Annotated in this window: 11 protein-coding genes; 10 read left to right on the top strand and 1 reads right to left on the bottom strand. The window is 68.6% G+C overall.

What is annotated here, in order from left to right; genetic code table 11:
- Window positions 1-47 precede the first annotated feature (47 nt).
- The 9 genes from BSZ36_RS15775 to BSZ36_RS15735 all read left to right on the top strand — a co-directional run bounded on the left by BSZ36_RS15775 (window position 48) and on the right by BSZ36_RS15735 (window position 14,008).
- Window positions 48-1,679 (top strand): hypothetical protein, encoded by a 1,632-nt coding sequence (locus BSZ36_RS15775; RefSeq protein ID WP_094550669.1) that lies wholly within the window; start codon window positions 48-50, stop codon window positions 1,677-1,679.
- Between the two features lie 58 nt (window positions 1,680-1,737).
- Window positions 1,738-4,650, top strand: a complete 2,913-nt coding sequence (locus tag BSZ36_RS15770) for a TonB-dependent receptor (protein WP_094550667.1) — start codon at window positions 1,738-1,740, stop codon at window positions 4,648-4,650.
- A gap of 54 nt (window positions 4,651-4,704) precedes the next feature.
- Entirely contained in the window at window positions 4,705-5,724 is a 1,020-nt protein-coding gene (locus BSZ36_RS15765) for a PorV/PorQ family protein (RefSeq protein WP_094550665.1), read from the top strand.
- 191 nt (window positions 5,725-5,915) lie between these two features.
- Window positions 5,916-7,241 (top strand): NHL repeat-containing protein, encoded by a 1,326-nt coding sequence (locus BSZ36_RS15760; RefSeq protein WP_094550663.1) that lies wholly within the window; start codon window positions 5,916-5,918, stop codon window positions 7,239-7,241.
- Between the two features lie 300 nt (window positions 7,242-7,541).
- Window positions 7,542-10,814, top strand: a complete 3,273-nt coding sequence (locus tag BSZ36_RS15755; protein ID WP_094550660.1) for a TonB-dependent receptor — start codon at window positions 7,542-7,544, stop codon at window positions 10,812-10,814.
- Window positions 10,815-11,010: 196 nt separating this feature from the next.
- Window positions 11,011-11,613 (top strand): LemA family protein, encoded by a 603-nt coding sequence (locus BSZ36_RS15750; protein ID WP_094550658.1) that lies wholly within the window; start codon window positions 11,011-11,013, stop codon window positions 11,611-11,613.
- 76 nt (window positions 11,614-11,689) lie between these two features.
- A complete protein-coding gene (locus tag BSZ36_RS15745) occupies window positions 11,690-12,508 on the top strand; it encodes a TPM domain-containing protein (protein WP_094550656.1) in 819 nt (272 codons plus the stop codon).
- A gap of 106 nt (window positions 12,509-12,614) precedes the next feature.
- Complete coding sequence (locus BSZ36_RS15740) at window positions 12,615-12,938, top strand: tetratricopeptide repeat protein (RefSeq protein WP_094550654.1); 324 nt, start codon at window positions 12,615-12,617, stop codon at window positions 12,936-12,938.
- A complete protein-coding gene (locus BSZ36_RS15735; RefSeq protein WP_094550652.1) occupies window positions 12,935-14,008 on the top strand; it encodes a LysM peptidoglycan-binding domain-containing protein in 1,074 nt (357 codons plus the stop codon). Before BSZ36_RS15740 ends, BSZ36_RS15735 begins: the two co-directional genes overlap by 4 nt.
- 16 nt (window positions 14,009-14,024) lie before the next feature.
- On the opposite strand, the gene BSZ36_RS15730 is transcribed toward BSZ36_RS15735, so the two are convergent.
- Window positions 14,025-14,732, bottom strand: coding sequence for a hypothetical protein (locus BSZ36_RS15730; RefSeq protein ID WP_094550650.1), 708 nt, complete (start codon window positions 14,730-14,732; stop codon window positions 14,025-14,027).
- A gap of 20 nt (window positions 14,733-14,752) precedes the next feature.
- Here BSZ36_RS15730 and BSZ36_RS15725 point away from each other — a divergent pair, with 20 nt between their 5' ends.
- On the top strand, window positions 14,753-16,186 hold the full coding sequence (locus BSZ36_RS15725) for an ABC transporter permease (RefSeq protein WP_218827710.1): 1,434 nt from the start codon (window positions 14,753-14,755) through the stop codon (window positions 16,184-16,186).
- The last annotated feature ends 225 nt before the right edge of the window (window positions 16,187-16,411 follow it).

Below are 16,411 nucleotides of genomic sequence, written 5' to 3'. Positions count from 1 at the left end.
CCGGGCTTGCGTTCTGGCGCCCTGCGCGCCGACTGATTCTGACTCGAATGCTCCGCTCCCTTCTCGCTCTCACCGCGCTCGTCGCGCTCGCCGCCTGCGACGCGGGCTTCGAGGGCAACCGCTCGGACAACCAGGCGCCCGAGACCGAACTGTCCGTCCGCTCGACGGACCTGCGCGAAGACCTCGCCGGTCGCCGCCTCGTCTCGACGGTGAACGTGGCCTGGAGCGGAACCGACGCCGACGGCGTCGTGCTCGCCTACGAAGTCCGCGCCTACGCCATCGGTGCCGGGCTCCCCGAGCCCGCGCCCGAGGACGGCTGGGGCCGCACCGCGCGCCGCGACTCCACCCTACTGCTCCCGATCCCGCTGGGCTCCGCCGAGGCCGACGTGGCCGTCGAGGTCCGCGCGATCGACAACGACGAGGCCAAAGACCCGACGCCTGCGCGCACGGTCTTCCCCATCGTCAACTCCAACCCCACCTTCCGGCTGATCGCCGCCGAGGCCCCGCCGGACTCCACTTGGCCGGTCGTCTCGTTCTCCTTTGCGGCCGCTGACCGCGACGGCGACGCCAACCTCGCCGCCATCGAGCTCTCGCTGAACGACCCCGACGGAACGTTTACGCGCATCGCGCCAGAGGCCACGTTCCTCACGCTCGTTGCGGAGAACCCGCGCGCCTCTGGCGAGACCGGCGCGCGCCTCTACGTGGGCCGCGGCTTCTCCAACACGGGGACGGTCCTGCCCGGCCTGCGGCTGGACGGCGACAACGTGCTGTACATCCGCTCCGTGGACCAGGCCGGCGCCACGAGCCCCACGCTGCGCTACCCCGACCTGGACGCCGACGGCACCCCGCTCGGCGCCTTCTACGTCCGCCGCGTGACCAGCGACGTGCTGCTCGTCAACGACTACCGCGCCGCTGGCGACGATGCCGTGCTCGGCGTCGCGCGAGAGGCCCTCGGCATTCACGGCACGGCGAACTACGACGAGTGGGACCTCTCCGCGACCGCCCAGAGCGCCGCCAGCCCCACGTTTTCCGACGCGCTCCCGGCCACGCAGGACCCGACGCTCCGCGAGACTCTCGCGCTCTGGAACCGGATCTACTGGGTCTCCAACGCCGTCACCAACCGCGTCTCCGGCAACAACTTCCCGCGCGCCGCGGCCGTCCTCGGCGACTTCTTCGACGGCGGCGGCCGGATCCTCGTCCACACGCCCATTACGCTCCCGCAGAACGCCGACGACGGCGCGGGCAACCCGGCGATCGACGTGCTGCCGCTGGGCAACCTGATCGAATTCCGCCCGGGCGTGATCGCGCTCCGCGCCAACAGCGGGACCGCCGTCCGGCCCGGCGTTGAGGTCCCGGGCACGGGCCGCACGCTCCCGCCGCTTCAGACCACGCGGCTGCTCACCAGCGCGCTCCCCTACGAGGCGCGGCCGGACGACCTGGTGCTCTACCGCATCTCGTTCTACGAGAACAACCGCCCCACCGATGTCTGGCAGGGCAGCGAGGTCGTGGCCAGCATCCGCGCCGACCGCCGCGTGGCCCTCTTCTCTCTCCCGCTTTTCGCCGGCCCGAACCCGCTCTTCGCGCCCGCCGGGGGCGGGACCGAGGGCGTCGCCGACGCGCTCGCCGTCCTGCTCGACGGCCTCGACTTCCCGACCGGCTCGACCTTCGCCGCCCGTTAAGCGTTTTGGCCTCTGGCGCTCGCCAGAGGCTCTGCTCTGAGATTCTGTCTCTCGCTCTATGACTCCGCGCCTGCTCCTCCTCGCTGCCCTCACGGTGTTCCTCCTCGCGCTCGCGCCAGAGGCCTCCGCGCAGGGCACCCTCGCCGGGACCGTTACCGACGCGTCCAACGACGAGACGCTGATCGGCGTCAACGTGCTCGTGATCGGCACCACGCGCGGTGCCGCGACGGACCTCGACGGCGAGTTCTCCATCGGGGACCTCCGCGCGGGCGACTACACCGTGCGCGTGTCGTACGTGGGCTACCAGACCCTGGAGTTCACCGGCATCTCCGTCCGAAACGGCGAGACGACGCGGCTGGACGTCGAGCTTGCGGAGGCCTCGCTGGACGCCGACCAAGAGGTCGTCGTGATCGGTGAGCGCCCGCTGATCGACGTGGAGCAGGCACAGAGCGCCTACTTCGTGAGCGCCGAGGAGATCGCCGCGCGTCCCGTGCGCGACGTGCAGGACGTGGTGAGCAACCAGGCCGGCGTCTTTCAGGACCCGACGGGCCTCTACATCCGCGGCGGCCGCGCAAACGAGACCGGCTACGTCGTGGACGGCGTCAACGCGAAGGATCCTCTGGCGGGAACGGGCTTCGGGCTCGACCTGGGCTCCAACTCGCTCGGCGAGGTGGAGGTCAACACGACCGGCTCCGACGCCAGCGTAGGCGGCTCCACCTCTGGCGTGATCCAGGTCCGCACGCGCGAGGGTTCGGACGAGTTCGAGGTCGGCATCGCGGTCCAACGGGACAACGCCGGCTTTAACGACGACTGGGCGAGCACCTTCAACGAGGAGAACTACGAGCTCTCGGTCGCCGGCCCCATCGTGCCGGACCGCCTGCGGTTCTTCGTCTCCGGCCAGTCCAACTTCCAGGATGGCTTCCAGGGCTTCGTGCCGGACCAGTTGGAGTCCTCGGTCGTGCAGAGCGACTTCTGGGCCCCCCGCCGCAGCAACCGCTGGAACGGGCTGGGCAAGCTGGTCTTCCTGCCGCGCTCGGGCATGAAGCTCGTGGGCTCCTACCAGCGCTCGCTCGGCATCAACCAGGACACTCGCAGCCTGCAGGTGACCGGCAACGACGCGGTCGTCGCGCCGGGCTTCCAGTACGCCTTCGCGCAGCAGCCGGACCTCGCGAACACGTACACGCAGAACTCGAACCTGAGCTACCTGCTGTGGACGCACGCCAACACCCCGCAGTCCATCTACGAGATCCAGGTCTCGCGCCTGTTCACCCAGCTCCGCGCCGACGCCAACGGCCGCGACTGGCGCCCGGAGAACGTGGACACAGAGCTCGACCCGTCCTCCATCCCGGGCTACCCCGGGACCATCTTCGGCAACCCGGACCTCGGCAGCCTCCCCTCGGATACGACGCTGTTCGTCCTCCCTGGGCCGGGCTTCTTCAACAACGGCGGCGTCGCTACGGACTGGCACGATCACTTCGCGGAGCAGATCACCGCCAGAGGCGAGTACACCCGCTTCTCCAAGGACACCAACTACGAGTTCACCGCCGGCCTGGAGGCGTCGTTCAACGACTACCAGTGGATCGACATCGTGCGCCCGTGGGTCGGCGCGCCGATCACGCTTCCGGACGGGACGGTCTCGCAGTCCAACCGCCTGGGCCAGTCGGCGGACATCTGGCGCGTGAAGCCGCGCAAGGGCGCCTTCTACACCTCGCACCGGATCCGCTACAACGGCCTCATCGCCACACTCGGCGCGCGCGTCGAAACGTGGGCCGCTGGCGAGTACGTGGACAACCTCGTGGAGAGCGAGGCCTTTACGATCCCGGCGCCGCTCCGCGAGGCGTACCTGGACGAGACCACGAGCGCGCTCGGGCTGCGCTGGAAGGGCCGCTTCCTGCCCAAGCTCTCGGTGAGCTTCCCCGTCCGTGAGAACCAGGTGCTGTTCTTCTCTTACGGCCACTCCATGCAGCAGGCGCACCCGACGTTCGTGTACGCCAACCTGGACCCGTTCTACCAGGACCGCTCCTTCTTCTCCGACCTCGGTAACCCCAACCTCAACCCCGAGGTGGACGTGGCCTACGAGCTCGGCATCCGCAACCAGATCACGCAGAACGACGCGCTGAGCGTGACGGCCTTCTGGCGCGACAAGTACGACTTCATCACCGTCGCCCGCGCCACGATCATCGACCCGACGGGCCGTGAGACCAACCGCGCGCTCCGCGTCAACGGTGATTTCGCCCGCGTCCGCGGCATCGAGGCGTCCTACATCAAGCGCATCGGCTCTTGGTTCCAGGGCCAACTCAACGCGAGCTACTCCCGGGCCACAGGCCTGAGCTCCACCAACAACGACGCGCTGGATGACCTCATCCGGACAGGCAACGTGGACAACACGTTCGAGACGCCTCTGGCGTGGGACCGCCCGCTGGACATCAAGGGCTCGCTCACGCTCAGCCATGACGAGGACCGCCCGTGGCTCGGGATCCCTGGGTTGAACCGCGCCAAGCTGTTCCTCCAGAGCACCTTCCGCAGCGGGCAGCGCTACACGCCCGTCGAGTTTATCGGCAACGAGCGCAATCCGTTCACCGGCGAGCGCGACTGGCGCCCGATCTACGAGACCGTGGACGACCCCGCGCTCCGCTTCTCCGAGAGCGGCAAGCCGTGGTGGTGGTTCGACCTCCGCGCCGAGCGCCGCTTCGCGGTCGCCGGCAGCGACGTCGTCTTCACGCTGGAGGTGGAGAACCTCTTCAACCAGAAGAACGGCGTCATCATCAACCCCGTGACGGGCCGCGCCTACCCCGAGGTGGACGAGACGACGGACTTCACCGCGCTCCGTGGCAACCCGGACTATGACGTCACCGGGACCGTCCGCGACCCGCGCTACGAGGACCCCGACACGAGCGGCCTCCCGCCGCTCAACCCCGCCCGCTACCTCGCGCCCCGGCACGTCGTCTTCGGCCTGAGCTACAAGTTCTAGCGCACACCGGCCTCGCCAGAGGCCTCTGGCGCTCCGCCTGCGGATCCCGCATCCATGACCCGATTCTCCCCCTCCCTCTCCCGGCCTCTGGCGCTGCTCGCGGCGCTGCTGCTCGTGGCCTCTGGCGCGAGCGCACAGCTGCTCCCGTCCTACGGTAGCGACCGCGCGGGCACCTCCGGCTTCCAGTTCCTGGAGGTCACGGTCGACCCCCGCGGCGCCGCGCTCGGCGGCACGGCCGTCGCCACCGCCGACGACGCCAGCGCGCTGTTCTGGAACCCGGCGCTCTCCGCCAGAGGCGCCGACACGCAGCTCGCGCTCGCGCGGCTGAACTACTACGCCGACGTGAGCATGAGCTACGCCGCGCTGACGCAGAAGGTGGGCGCCTTTACCGTCGGCGCACACGTGCAGGCTCTGGACTCCGGCGACATGACCGTGACCGACGAGTTCTCCGGCCCGTCTGGAACCGGCGAGACGTTCTCGTACGTCGGCATCGTGGGCGGTTTGACCGTCAGCCAGGCGCTCACGGACCTGTTCTCCTACGGCGTAACGGCCAAGGTCGTCCGCGAGAGCGCCGCCGACGTGGCGATGACCGCCGGCCTCGTCGACCTCGGCGTGGCGTACAAGGTGGGCGACACCGGCGCCAACATCGGCATCGCGATCCGCAACTTCGGCCTCAACGGTGTGGCCTCTGGCGACCTGCCGCGCACGACGGTCGAAGGCGACCCGGTGATCGAGGACGAGTTCGAGGACCTCGTGCCGCCGACCACCTTCCTGCTGGGGCTCAGCTACGACGTGATGCGCACCGCGGACCACGCGCTGACGGTCTCGGGCCAGCTCACCAACCCCAACGACAACGCCGAGCAGTTCAACCTCGGCGCGGAGTACGTCTTCGGCGGGCTCCTGGCGCTGCGCACCGGCTACGCCTTCGGCGCCGACGAAGCCAACCTGCCCTCCTTCGGCTTCGGCATCAACGTGCCCGGCTTGGGCGACCGCGAGGTCCACGCCGACTACGGCTACACCCAGCTCGACCGCCTCGGCTCCACGCACCGCATCGGCGTCACCGCTTCGTTTTAGGGCCAGTAGGGAGTGGCCAGCGGGGGCTAGACCCGGCGCCAGAGGCCGCTCCGATTTCCGCCTCTGGTGGCGCTTTTCTGCTCTCGCGATTCTGCCTCTGGCGCCAGAGGCCTCCCTCTCCGAAAGTAGGCGTATGCAATACGCCCCTACCGTCTGCTCGCTTCTGGCGTAACCGGCCACACCCCTCTACGATGACAGTCCCGCGCCTTTTCTGCTACTGCCTACTGGCCGCTGCCCCCATCCTCCAGGGCTGCGACGCCCTTTTCGGCTCGAAGGGCGACAGCACGACCGAGGAGATCTTCGAGCAGGGTCAGACCGATCCGACGCTCGCGGACGACGTGGGCTACGTCCCGCTCAACCCCTCCTACTCCCAGGGACTGGACGGCGCCTTTGACCGCCCCGTGGATGTCTACGTCGGCTACGACGAGTTCGTCTACGTCGCCGACGCCAAGGGCCTCCACGTGCTGGACCTCGCCGGACGCCCGCGCGAGTTGCTGACCGAAGTGCTGGGCCAGCCGCTGCGCGACATCACGGCCGTGACGCAGGACCGCCGCCTGGACGTCTACGTCGCCGCCCGGCGCGATACGACCGTGGCGGGCGCGGACTGCCCCTCTGGAGGCAACCCCGAGCAGTGCGATCTCGCCGTCGTGTACCGCATCCGCGGCCTGACGGTCGGCGCGCCACGCGTGGTGGACATCCTCTGGCACCCGTTCGATGACGGCAGCCGCCGCCTCACTCGCTTCGAGCTTCCCGACACCTACGCCGGCGGCACGAGCGACGAGGACGCCGTGTTTACGGGCGTCTCGCCTCTGGCGGACAACAGCGTGTACATCACGCGCAGCGGTCCGGTCAACACCACGGCCACAGGCCGCCCGAGCCAGACGTTCAGCCCGTTCAACGCTTTCCTGCAGTACACGGCCTCTGGCGACTACGTGCAGTACATCCGCGCGCTCTCGCCGGACCGCCCGAGCCTGCTGAGCGCCTACTACCCGTCCGACGTGCTCACGTTTGTGGGCCCGCCGCAACGCGCGAGCGTCTCGCTCAACCCGGACTTCCTGATCGCCCAGTCCCCGCCAGAGGCCTTCGCCTCGCCGACCTACGGCGTCGTCTCGGTCAAGGTCGTGGAGACGACCGACGGCATCGAGTACCGCGTGGATAGCCAGCGCCTCGGCGCGGCGGGCAACCCGGACGCCGGTGACGGCGCGCTTTTCGAGGCTGGGCAGTTCTCCCGCGTCTCCTCGCTCGGCTACGCCGCCGACCAGACGGGCTACCTCTTCGTGCTGGACGCGGGCAAGGACAGCCTGTTCGTGTTCAACCAGGCGGGCATCGAGGGCGTGGCGCCGCCACCGGGCGCGGACTCCTCGCTCCCGGTCCGCGTCTCGTTCGGCGGCACGGGCAGCGGCCCGCTCCAGTTCTCCAACCCGCAGGGCGTGGCGTACTACAACCGGATCGTGTACGTGGCAGACACGGGCAACAACCGGATCAGCCGCTTCCGCCTGAACACGGACTTCGAGTAGCCTCTGGCGCCAGAGGCTTGTCGACGTCGCGAGGGCGGTCCGAGAGGGCCGCCCTCGCTCTGTTTTGGGGCGGGTGGGCGAGCGCTCGTTACGGACAGCTATTGCATGAAATCCTGGTTCGCCAGAGGCGACGCTCCCCTCTGGCGGGGCATCAGGGCGTCCCCTAGATGAACCAAATGTGACTCCCTTTCGGCTTCACGAAGCGCCCAATCAGGACGCCTAGCTTCGGCCCAACTTCCGCGTCTGGGACCTCCTCGGCCGCGCAGCTTCTCCATAGGACTCCACCTACCCTACCCTCCCATGTTTCACGCTACCCAGCGTTGGCTCCTCGCCCTTGTGGCGTTGCTCGCCTTCGCCAGCGGCCCCGCCTTCGCGCAGGGTACCACGAGTGCCGCGATGAGCGGCACGATTACGGACGCCAACGGCGATCCGATTCCTGGCGCGAACGTCGTCGCCGTCCACGAGCCTTCGGGCACGCGCTATGGTGGCGCAACGCGGATCGACGGTCAGTACAACCTCCGCGGTCTCCGCGTCGGCGGCCCGTACACGGTTACCGCGACGTTTGTTGGATACACGGATGTCACCCAGACTGGAATCCAGACGACGCTGGGCCAGAGCCTGACGCTCGATTTCGTGCTCCGGGAGGACATCGGAGAGCTGGGCTCGATTGAGGTGACGGCTGAAGAGGACGCCGTCCTCAGCGCGAGCCGCACCGGCGCGCGCACTGTCATCGGGAGAGAGGAGATCGACCAGACCCCGACGATCAGCCGCTCTCTGGCTGACATCGCCCGCCTGACGCCTCAGGCCGGTGGAGGGTCATCCGACCAGACCACGGTCGCAGGCCGGAACAACCGCTACAACAACATCCAGATCGACGGTGCGACGCTGAACGACGTGTTCGGTCTCTCCGGCACGGGCGCTCCAGGCGGCCAGGCCGGCGCGCAGCCGATCTCGCTCGACGCTATTGAGGCGTTCAATGTTGACATCGCACCGTACGACGTTCGCTACAGCGGCTTCACGGGCGGTCTCATCAACGCGATCACGCGCAGCGGCACCAACGAGTTCTCGGGCTCCGTCCGCTACCTCGGCCGGAACCAGGACCTCGCGGGCGCGCTCCCCGTCCGCCAGTCGGACGGCACGTTTACCGACCAGCGCCTCGGCGACTTCACCGACCAGTACTTCGTCGGCACCCTCGGAGGCCCCATCGTTCGCGACAAGGTGTTCTTCTTCGCGAACGTCGAGTATCAGGATCAGGCGACCCCGCTCAACGCAGGTGTCATCGGCTCCGGCGCTGCGACCATCTTCCAGCTGCCGACGAGCGCGCTGGATAGCATCCGCACCATCGCGCAGGACCGGTACAACTACGACGCCGGCACGACCGACGCGTTTACCGACGGAACGAGCAACATCAAGCTCCTCGGCAAGCTGGACTGGGTGCTGAATGACGCCAACCGCCTCAGCCTCCGTGCGAGCTACGTAGACGCTCAGGACGACGCGGGCATCTCGCGGAGCGTAAACAACTTCGACTTCTCGAACCGCCTGTACCAGTTCAACAGCAACACGCTCTCGACGGTCGCCGAACTCCGGAGCCAGCTTGGCAATAGCGCCTTCAACGAGGCCCGCCTCGTTTACACGGGCGTTCGTGACAGCCGCGACGTGCAGGCTCAGCCGTTCCCTTACGTCCAGATTGTGGACCAGCGGGGAGGCGAGACGAGCAACGTGTACCTCGGGATCGACCGCTTCAGCCAGGCCAACTCCCTGGACCAGGACCTGATCGAGTTCACGAACAACCTCACCCTGTACAAGGGCGACCACACCGTCACACTCGGCACGTCGAACCAGTTCTTCCGGTTCAATAACCTGTTCATTCAGGACTTCTACGGTGGCTACGTGTTCGATTCCATCGAGGACTTCGCCTCTGGCGATCCAAGCCGCTACTACCTGAGCACGTCGCTGCTGGACGACCCGCAGCCGCGCGCCGAGTTCTCGGCCGCTCAGCTCGGCGCGTACGTCCAGGACGAGTTCCAGGCAACGCCGCTGCTGCGCCTCACGGGCGGCCTCCGTGTGGACCTCCCGGTCTTCCCGAGCGACCCGCTGAACAACCCGGCGTCTGAGGAAGCCTTCGGCCTCCGCACCGACGAGGTGCCGAGCGGCAACTTCCTGTTCTCGCCGCGCCTCGGCTTCAACTACGCCGTCAACGAGGCTCGCTCGACGCAGCTCCGCGGTGGAACCGGCCTCTTCGCAGGCCGCACGCCGTACGTGTGGATCTCGAACCAGTACTCCAACACTGGTGTCGACTTCGCTCGCATCGACGTCCGCAACCCGGACATTGAGTTCAACCCGAGCGCGGACCCGGAGTCGCAGGCCGAAACGGCTGCGCAGCTCCCGACCGGGCAGACGGCTGAGATCAACCTGACCGACGAGGACTTCAAGTTCCCCCAGGTCTGGCGGACGAACCTCGCGATCGACCAGCAGCTCGCTGGCGGTTTCGTGGCGACGGTTGAGGGCATCTACTCGAAGGCGATCAACGACATCGACTACACGAACCTCAACATCATCCAGACCGGCACTTCGTTCGAGGGACGCCCGATCTACGGCGACGCCGCCTTCGCAGGCAGCACGAGCCGGACGCTCAACGGCTCGACCAACCGCGACGACGACCGGTTCACGAACGCCCTCCTGCTCCGCAATACGAGCGAGGGGTACGAGTACAACGTGACGGGCCAGCTCCGCCGCGACGCGCTCAACGACGGAACGGTGCTCGGCGGCCTCAGCGGCTCGCTCTCGTACACCTACGGCCGCGCGACCTCGGTGAACAACGGGACCTCGTCCCGCGCCATCTCCAACTGGCAGTTCAACGAGAACTTCGACGTGAACAACGCCGAAGTCGGCACGGCAGACTTCGAGGTTCGCCACCGCGTCCTCGGTACGATGTTCTACCGTGCGGAGTACGGCGGTCGGTTCGCGTCCAGCTTCGGGTTGATCCTCGACAGCCGCGCGGGCAACCCGTTCTCGTGGATCTACGCGGGCAACGCCAACGGCGACACGCAGTCGTTCAACGACCTCGTGTACATCCCGGCCTCTGAGGATGACATCATCCTCACGACGGGCAACTACAGCGACCTCGACGCCTTTATCCAGAGCGAGCCGTCGCTCGCCGACAACCGTGGCACGGTTGCAGAGCGCAACACGGCCCGCACCCCATGGCAGAACCTGCTCGACCTCCAGTTCACGCAGGAGATCCAGACGGTTCAGGGCCAGAAGGTAGAGCTGACGGCGAACCTCCTCAACGTGCTCAACCTGCTGAACAACGACTGGGGCCGGGTTTACTTCCGGTCGAACGACAACCAGACGCTGCTCAACTTCTACGGCTACGTCGACGCCGACGACGTGGGCACGACCATCGCAGGCCAGACCATCGCCGCTGGCGATGTTGGCAAGCCGGTCGTCGGGTACGCCCCGAACACCCGCGACAACAACGGTGACGGAGAGGTGGACCGCACGGACATCTTCAGCTCGACGGCTCTCAGCTCGCGCTGGCAGCTCCAGCTGGGCATCCGCTACACGTTCTAGCCTCTGGCGCCAGAGGCTTCGGCCTCCGGCGACGGATCCCGGCCGGCCCTGCTCATGCGGGGCCGGCCTTTTTTATGCGCCTCTGGCGAGCTCGGCCTCCGCGCCAGAAGCCCCGGGCCCGCTCCGCCAGAAGCGCGTGGAACGCAACACCGGGCCGCACGTCCGTATCGTGCGAACCCTCTCACCCCCCGTCGATATGCGCAGCACTGGCGCCATCATCATTCTCGTCCTCGTCCTCGTCGTGGCCTTCGCAGGCTGCGCCGGATGCGGGACGTACAACTCGCTCGTCTCCGCGGACACCAACGTAGAGCAGGAGTGGAGCAACCTCGAAGCGACGTATCAGCGCCGCGCCGATCTCATCCCGAACCTCGTGGCGACCGTCCAGGGCGCTGCGGACTTCGAGCAGGAAACGCTCACGGCCGTGACCGAGGCGCGCACCCGCGCCGCCAACATCACGCTCGACGGCGACGACCTCAACAACGAGGCCCGCGTTCAGGAATTCCTCAACGCGCAGGGCGCACTCAACGCGGCCACCGGCTCTCTCATCAACCTCGTCCGCGAGGACTACCCGGAGCTCGGCGCGACCGAGTCCTTCCGCGATCTCCAGGTGCAGCTCGAAGGCACGGAAAACCGCATCAACACGCAGCGGCGCGACTACAACGCTGCGGTGGCGGACTACAACCGCGAGGTCCGCACCTTCCCGACGAACATCGTCGCCGGCTTTACCGGCTTCGACCGCAAGGTGCCTTTCGAGGCTGAGGCCGGCGCCGAGAACGCGCCCGACGTGAGCTTCGACTAGCGCCAGAGGCGTCCCCCTTCCCGCGAGCCTCTGGCGCGGCCCCCGCGCCGACGCCAGAGGCCGCCTCCCGCTTCCCGTGCGCGTCTCACTCCTGCTCGCCTTGCTGTTTGCCCTCGCCTCTGGCGCGGCGGCGCAGCGCTTCGACCTGCCGCCGGTCCCTCGGGACGCACCGGTGGGCGACTTCGCAGGCGTGCTCTCGCCGTCGGAACGGATGGCGCTGGGACGCAAGATCATGGCGTTCGGGGACTCCTCCACGGCCCAGATCGCGGTCGCCGTTGTGCCGACCGTGGGCGGGGCGGACATGAACGAGTACGCGACGGCGCTGGGCCGCGCGTGGGGCGTGGGCACGGCCGCTGAAGACAACGGCGTGGTCTTGCTCGTGGCGCTGAACGACCGCGAGATCTACATCGCGACGGGCTATGGGGCCGAGGGCGCACTTCCAGACGCGCTCGCGGGGCAGATCATCCGCAACGTGATCTCGCCTCGGTTCCGCCAGGGACAGTTCTACGCCGGCCTGGACGAGGGCACAAACGCCATCATCGCAGCGCTCAGCGGCGAGTACACGCGCGACTACTCCAACCAGCCGGTCGCCTCTGGCGAGGGCATGGGGGCCTCGCTGTTCTTGGTGCTGCTCATCTTCCTCGTGTTCGTGATCCTGGCCTCCAAGAGCCGAGGCCGGCCGGGACCGCCGCCTGGTGGGGGCGGAGGCGGACGCCGGCGCCGCAGTCCGGGCGTCATCTTTATCCCAGGCGGGGGCTACTCCGGCGGGTTTGGCGGCGGCTTCGGCGGCGGTGGCAGCGGTCTGGGAGGGATTCTCGGCGGCGGTGGAGGAGGCGGATTCGGAGGGTTTGGCGGCGGCGGCTTCGGCGGCGGCGGCGCGGGCGGCGGCTGGTAGCGCCGTGCGCCTCTGGCGCCCGAGCCTTCGCGCGCACCTCGCCAGAGGCGCACACGGTCTCGCGGGGATGCCCCGTTATCTTGCCCCACGCTATCGCCGACGTTGCATGGACCGTCTTGCGGCCCTGACTGCTTTCTACGAGGAGGACCCCGACGACCCGTTCACGCGGTTCGCCCTCGCGCAGGAGCACCTCAAAGCCGGAGACGCCTCCACGTCGCTGGCCTTTTTCGAAGGCCTCGTCCGCGATCACCCCGCTTACGTGGGGACCTATTACCACCTGGGCGCGCTATACGCGCACCTCGGCCGCGAGGACGACGCCCTGCGCACCTACCGCGAAGGCATCGCGGAGGCGACGCGCGCGAACGACCTCCACGCGCGCGCCGAGTTGCAGAGCGCCCTTCTGGAGGCCGAGGGCCTCGGCTTCGAATGATCCGTCTCCTTCTCTTCGCCGCCCTTTTCCTCGCGGCCTCTGGTGTGGCGCCAGAGGCCGCCGCCCAGGATTCCCGCGTCCACGTGGTCCAGCCCGGCGAGACGCTCTACCGCATCGCGACTGACGCGGGCATGAGCGTCGCCGAGCTCAAGGCGTTCAACAGCCTGGACTCCGACACCATCCGCGTGGGCCAGCGGCTCCGGCTCCCCGCCAGAGGCGCCGCGCAGACGCCCCGGCAGCCGGAGCCACGGCAGCCCGAACCACGCCAGCCTGAGGCGCCCGTAACGCCGCGCCCCGAGCCACGCGTGGAAGCCCCGCGCGTGCCCACGGGCCGACCCACGCAGGCACCAGCGGCCTCTGGCGGGACGACGCACACCGTCGTGGCAGGCGAGTCGCTGTTCCGCATCGCGCTCCGCTACGACACCACGGTGGAGGCGCTGCGGCAGCTCAACAACATCCAGGGCGACCAGATCGAGGTCGGCCAGCGGCTCGTGGTCACGCGCGGCGGCGGGCGTCCCTCCACGGGCGGCGCAACGCAGCCTGCGCCCATCGCGCGGGCGCGCGACTGGGACATCCAGCGCACTACGGTCCCGGCCGACATGGTGCACTTCACCGAGCCCGGCGAAACGCTGTACTCCATCGCGTCCAGCTACGGCTTCTCGATGGACGCGCTGATCGCGCAGAACGCCGTGACGACGGCGCCGCTGGTGCCCGGCACGATGCTCGTCCTGCCTCGCGCCGTGGACCCCGCCCGCGCCGTCCGCGCCGAGCTCCCGCCCGCGATGGATGCCGGCCTCGCGCTCGTCTTCCCCGACGTGATGCAGGGCCGCCCGACGGCCTCTGGCGAGGCCTACGACCCGCTCCAGTTCACAGCCTCGCACCGCGATCTCCCGTTCGGGACCATCCTGCTGGTGACCAACCCCGCCAACGGCCGCAGCACGTTCGTGCGCGTGGCCGACCGCGGCCCGGTCAGCCAAGCGTACCTGATGGAGCTCTCGGCCGCCGCCGCGTCCGCGCTGGACCTGGACCCCAACAACGCGCGCGCCGTCGAGATCCGCGCGCTGCCGTAGCCTCTGATGCCAGAGGCTACCCGCCGATTAGCCGCACGAGGTGGAAGCTGACCACCGGCGTGATAAACCACTGCCGGGAGGGGTCCTCCACCTCGGGCCGCGGCTCCAGCAGGTCCACCTCGGCCGGGAAGTAGTGCGCGATGATGCCGAAGCGGAGCCCCTGCGTCCGCTTTTCGCTCCGCCCGAAGTAGGCGCCGAGTGCCGCGTTCGCGCCGACGCCCACGCGGATCTCACCGTCGGGGATGCCGCGGAAGGCGCCTTGCAGCTCTTCCCCCTCATCCAAGATGCCGTCGCCGTTCACGTCCTCGAAGTAGGGCCACTGGAACGCCATCACGGGCCCGCCAGAGGCCGTCACGAACGGGCGGAAGTTGTCCTCTACGCTGCGGCGAAACAGCCGCTGCTCCAGCCCGAGGTGCAGCGGCACGAGCAGCGCGTAGTTGCGCTTGAACGGCGTCACGGAATCGCCGAAGGAGCCGAAAAAGAACTGCTGCTCGCGCGTGTCCTTGCCCGAGCCGACCGCCGCCTCGAACGTCAGAGAGAGGTCGTCCGTCAGCCGCGCGCGCGTGGCGCCGCCGAGCCCGAAGCCGTACTCGTCCAGCCGGATGACCAAGGCCGTACTGCTCCCGAAGCGTGCAGCGGTCGTGTCCGCGTCCGCCAGGGGCAGCGGCTGGGCGCCGCTAGCAGCGGCGGCAAGGAGGAGGGCGAGAGCGAGCAGAGAGCGCATGGCACAGGATAGAGCGGTTCGTGCGCGTTCGTCGGTCCCAACAGCGCGCCCAAGCCTCTGGCACGGAAGCCTGGTCCCGGCCTCTGGCGCCAGCGGCCACTCCCCGCGCCGAAGCTTCTGACGCCAGAGGCTCCGCCAACCGCGATCTTCCGTTCCCCGCCCCGCTTCTCGTGGACTACCGCCTCCTCATCGCCCGCCGCTACCTCGCGACCCGCCGTCGCGTCACGCTGATTTCGGTCATCAGCGGCATCAGCATCGGCGGCGTGGCGCTGGGCGTGGCCGCGCTGGTCGTGGTGCTGAGCGTGATGAACGGGTTTTACGACGTCGTGCGAGACCTGCTCGTGAGCGTGGACCCGCACGTCCGCATCGAAGCCGTGGGCGGACGCGGCTTGGAGGACCCCGAAGGGCTCGTCGAGCTCGCCTCTGGCGTCGAGGGCGTCGTCTCCGCCACGCCGTACGTGGAGGGCAAGGCGCTGCTGACCGCGCCAGAGGCCCCGGCGCTCAACCAGGTCGTGACCGTTCGCGGCGTGGACCCGGCCGCGCTGGACTCCGCCACGGCGGGCGCCATCCGGCAAGGCGCCTTCGACCTGGCCCGGCGCGAGGGGCCGCCTGGGCTCGTGATGGGCGCCTCGCTCGCGGCGCGCTCCGGCGTGCAGGCGGGAACGCAAGCCACGCCCGAAGGCGACGTGGCGACGGCCGGGACCGAGGTCTCGCTCCTTTCCGCACCCGCCCTGGAGCGCGCGCTCGTGGCGTACCCGTTCGGCTTGCCGTCCCAGCAGGGCTTCGACGTGCGCGGCATCTACGAATTGGAGCCTGCCTACGACGAGAGCCACGTCTTTGTGGGCCTGGAAGAAGGCCAACGCCTGTTCCGTATGGCCGGCCGCGTCAGCGGCATTGACCTCCGCCTGACGGACTTGGATGACGCCGCGGCCGTCCAGGACCTCTTGCGCCAGAGGCTGGACCCCGAGCAGTTCAGCGTGCTCACGTGGTACGACCTTCAAGCGTCGCTCTACGGCGTGATGCGGCTGGAGAAGTGGGCCGCAAGCGCCATTCTCGTGCTCATCGTCGTCGTGGCCGCGTTCAACATCGTCGGCGCGCTGACCATGACCGTGATCGAGAAACGTCGCGATCTGGGCGTGCTTCAGGCGATGGGCGCGAGCCGGAAGGACATCCGCCGCATCTTCCTCTTGGAAGGCATGCTCGTCGGCGGCATCGGGACCGGGATCGGCCTTGCGGTGGGCCTTCTGATCTGCTGGGTGCAGGGCACTTTCGAGCTCGTGCCTTTGGCGGAGGCGGGCTCGTTCGTGATCGACAGCTACCCCGTCGCTGTGCGGCCGTTCGACGTGGCCGTGGTCGTCCTGGTGTCCATCACGATGTGCGCCCTCGCGGCGCTGTACCCCGCTACGCGAGCGGCGCAGACCGAGCCCGCGCGGGCCGTTCAGGAGGGCGCCTAACCGCACGGTGGAGCACGCTCCCCATCGCCAGAGGCCTCTGGCGGACGATCCTCAGGAAAGCCACACCTTCGGATGGGGGATCTTGCTAGCCCGGAAAGCTGCCGTAGAGTAGGTTGAAAGAGTCCGCTCACATGTGCTTCCACATACAAAAGAGCGGCGCGGGATTAACCACGGCGTCCCACGTGCCGATACCCGGTGGGACCGTGCCCTGTCCGCACGCCGCGC

Origin of the sequence: Rubricoccus marinus, from assembly GCF_002257665.1 — a bacterium.
Lineage (GTDB): Bacteria > Bacteroidota > Rhodothermia > Rhodothermales > Rubricoccaceae > Rubricoccus > Rubricoccus marinus.
Note: the sequence above shows the minus strand (reverse complement) of the source record. Positions and strands in the feature narration are given on the sequence as shown.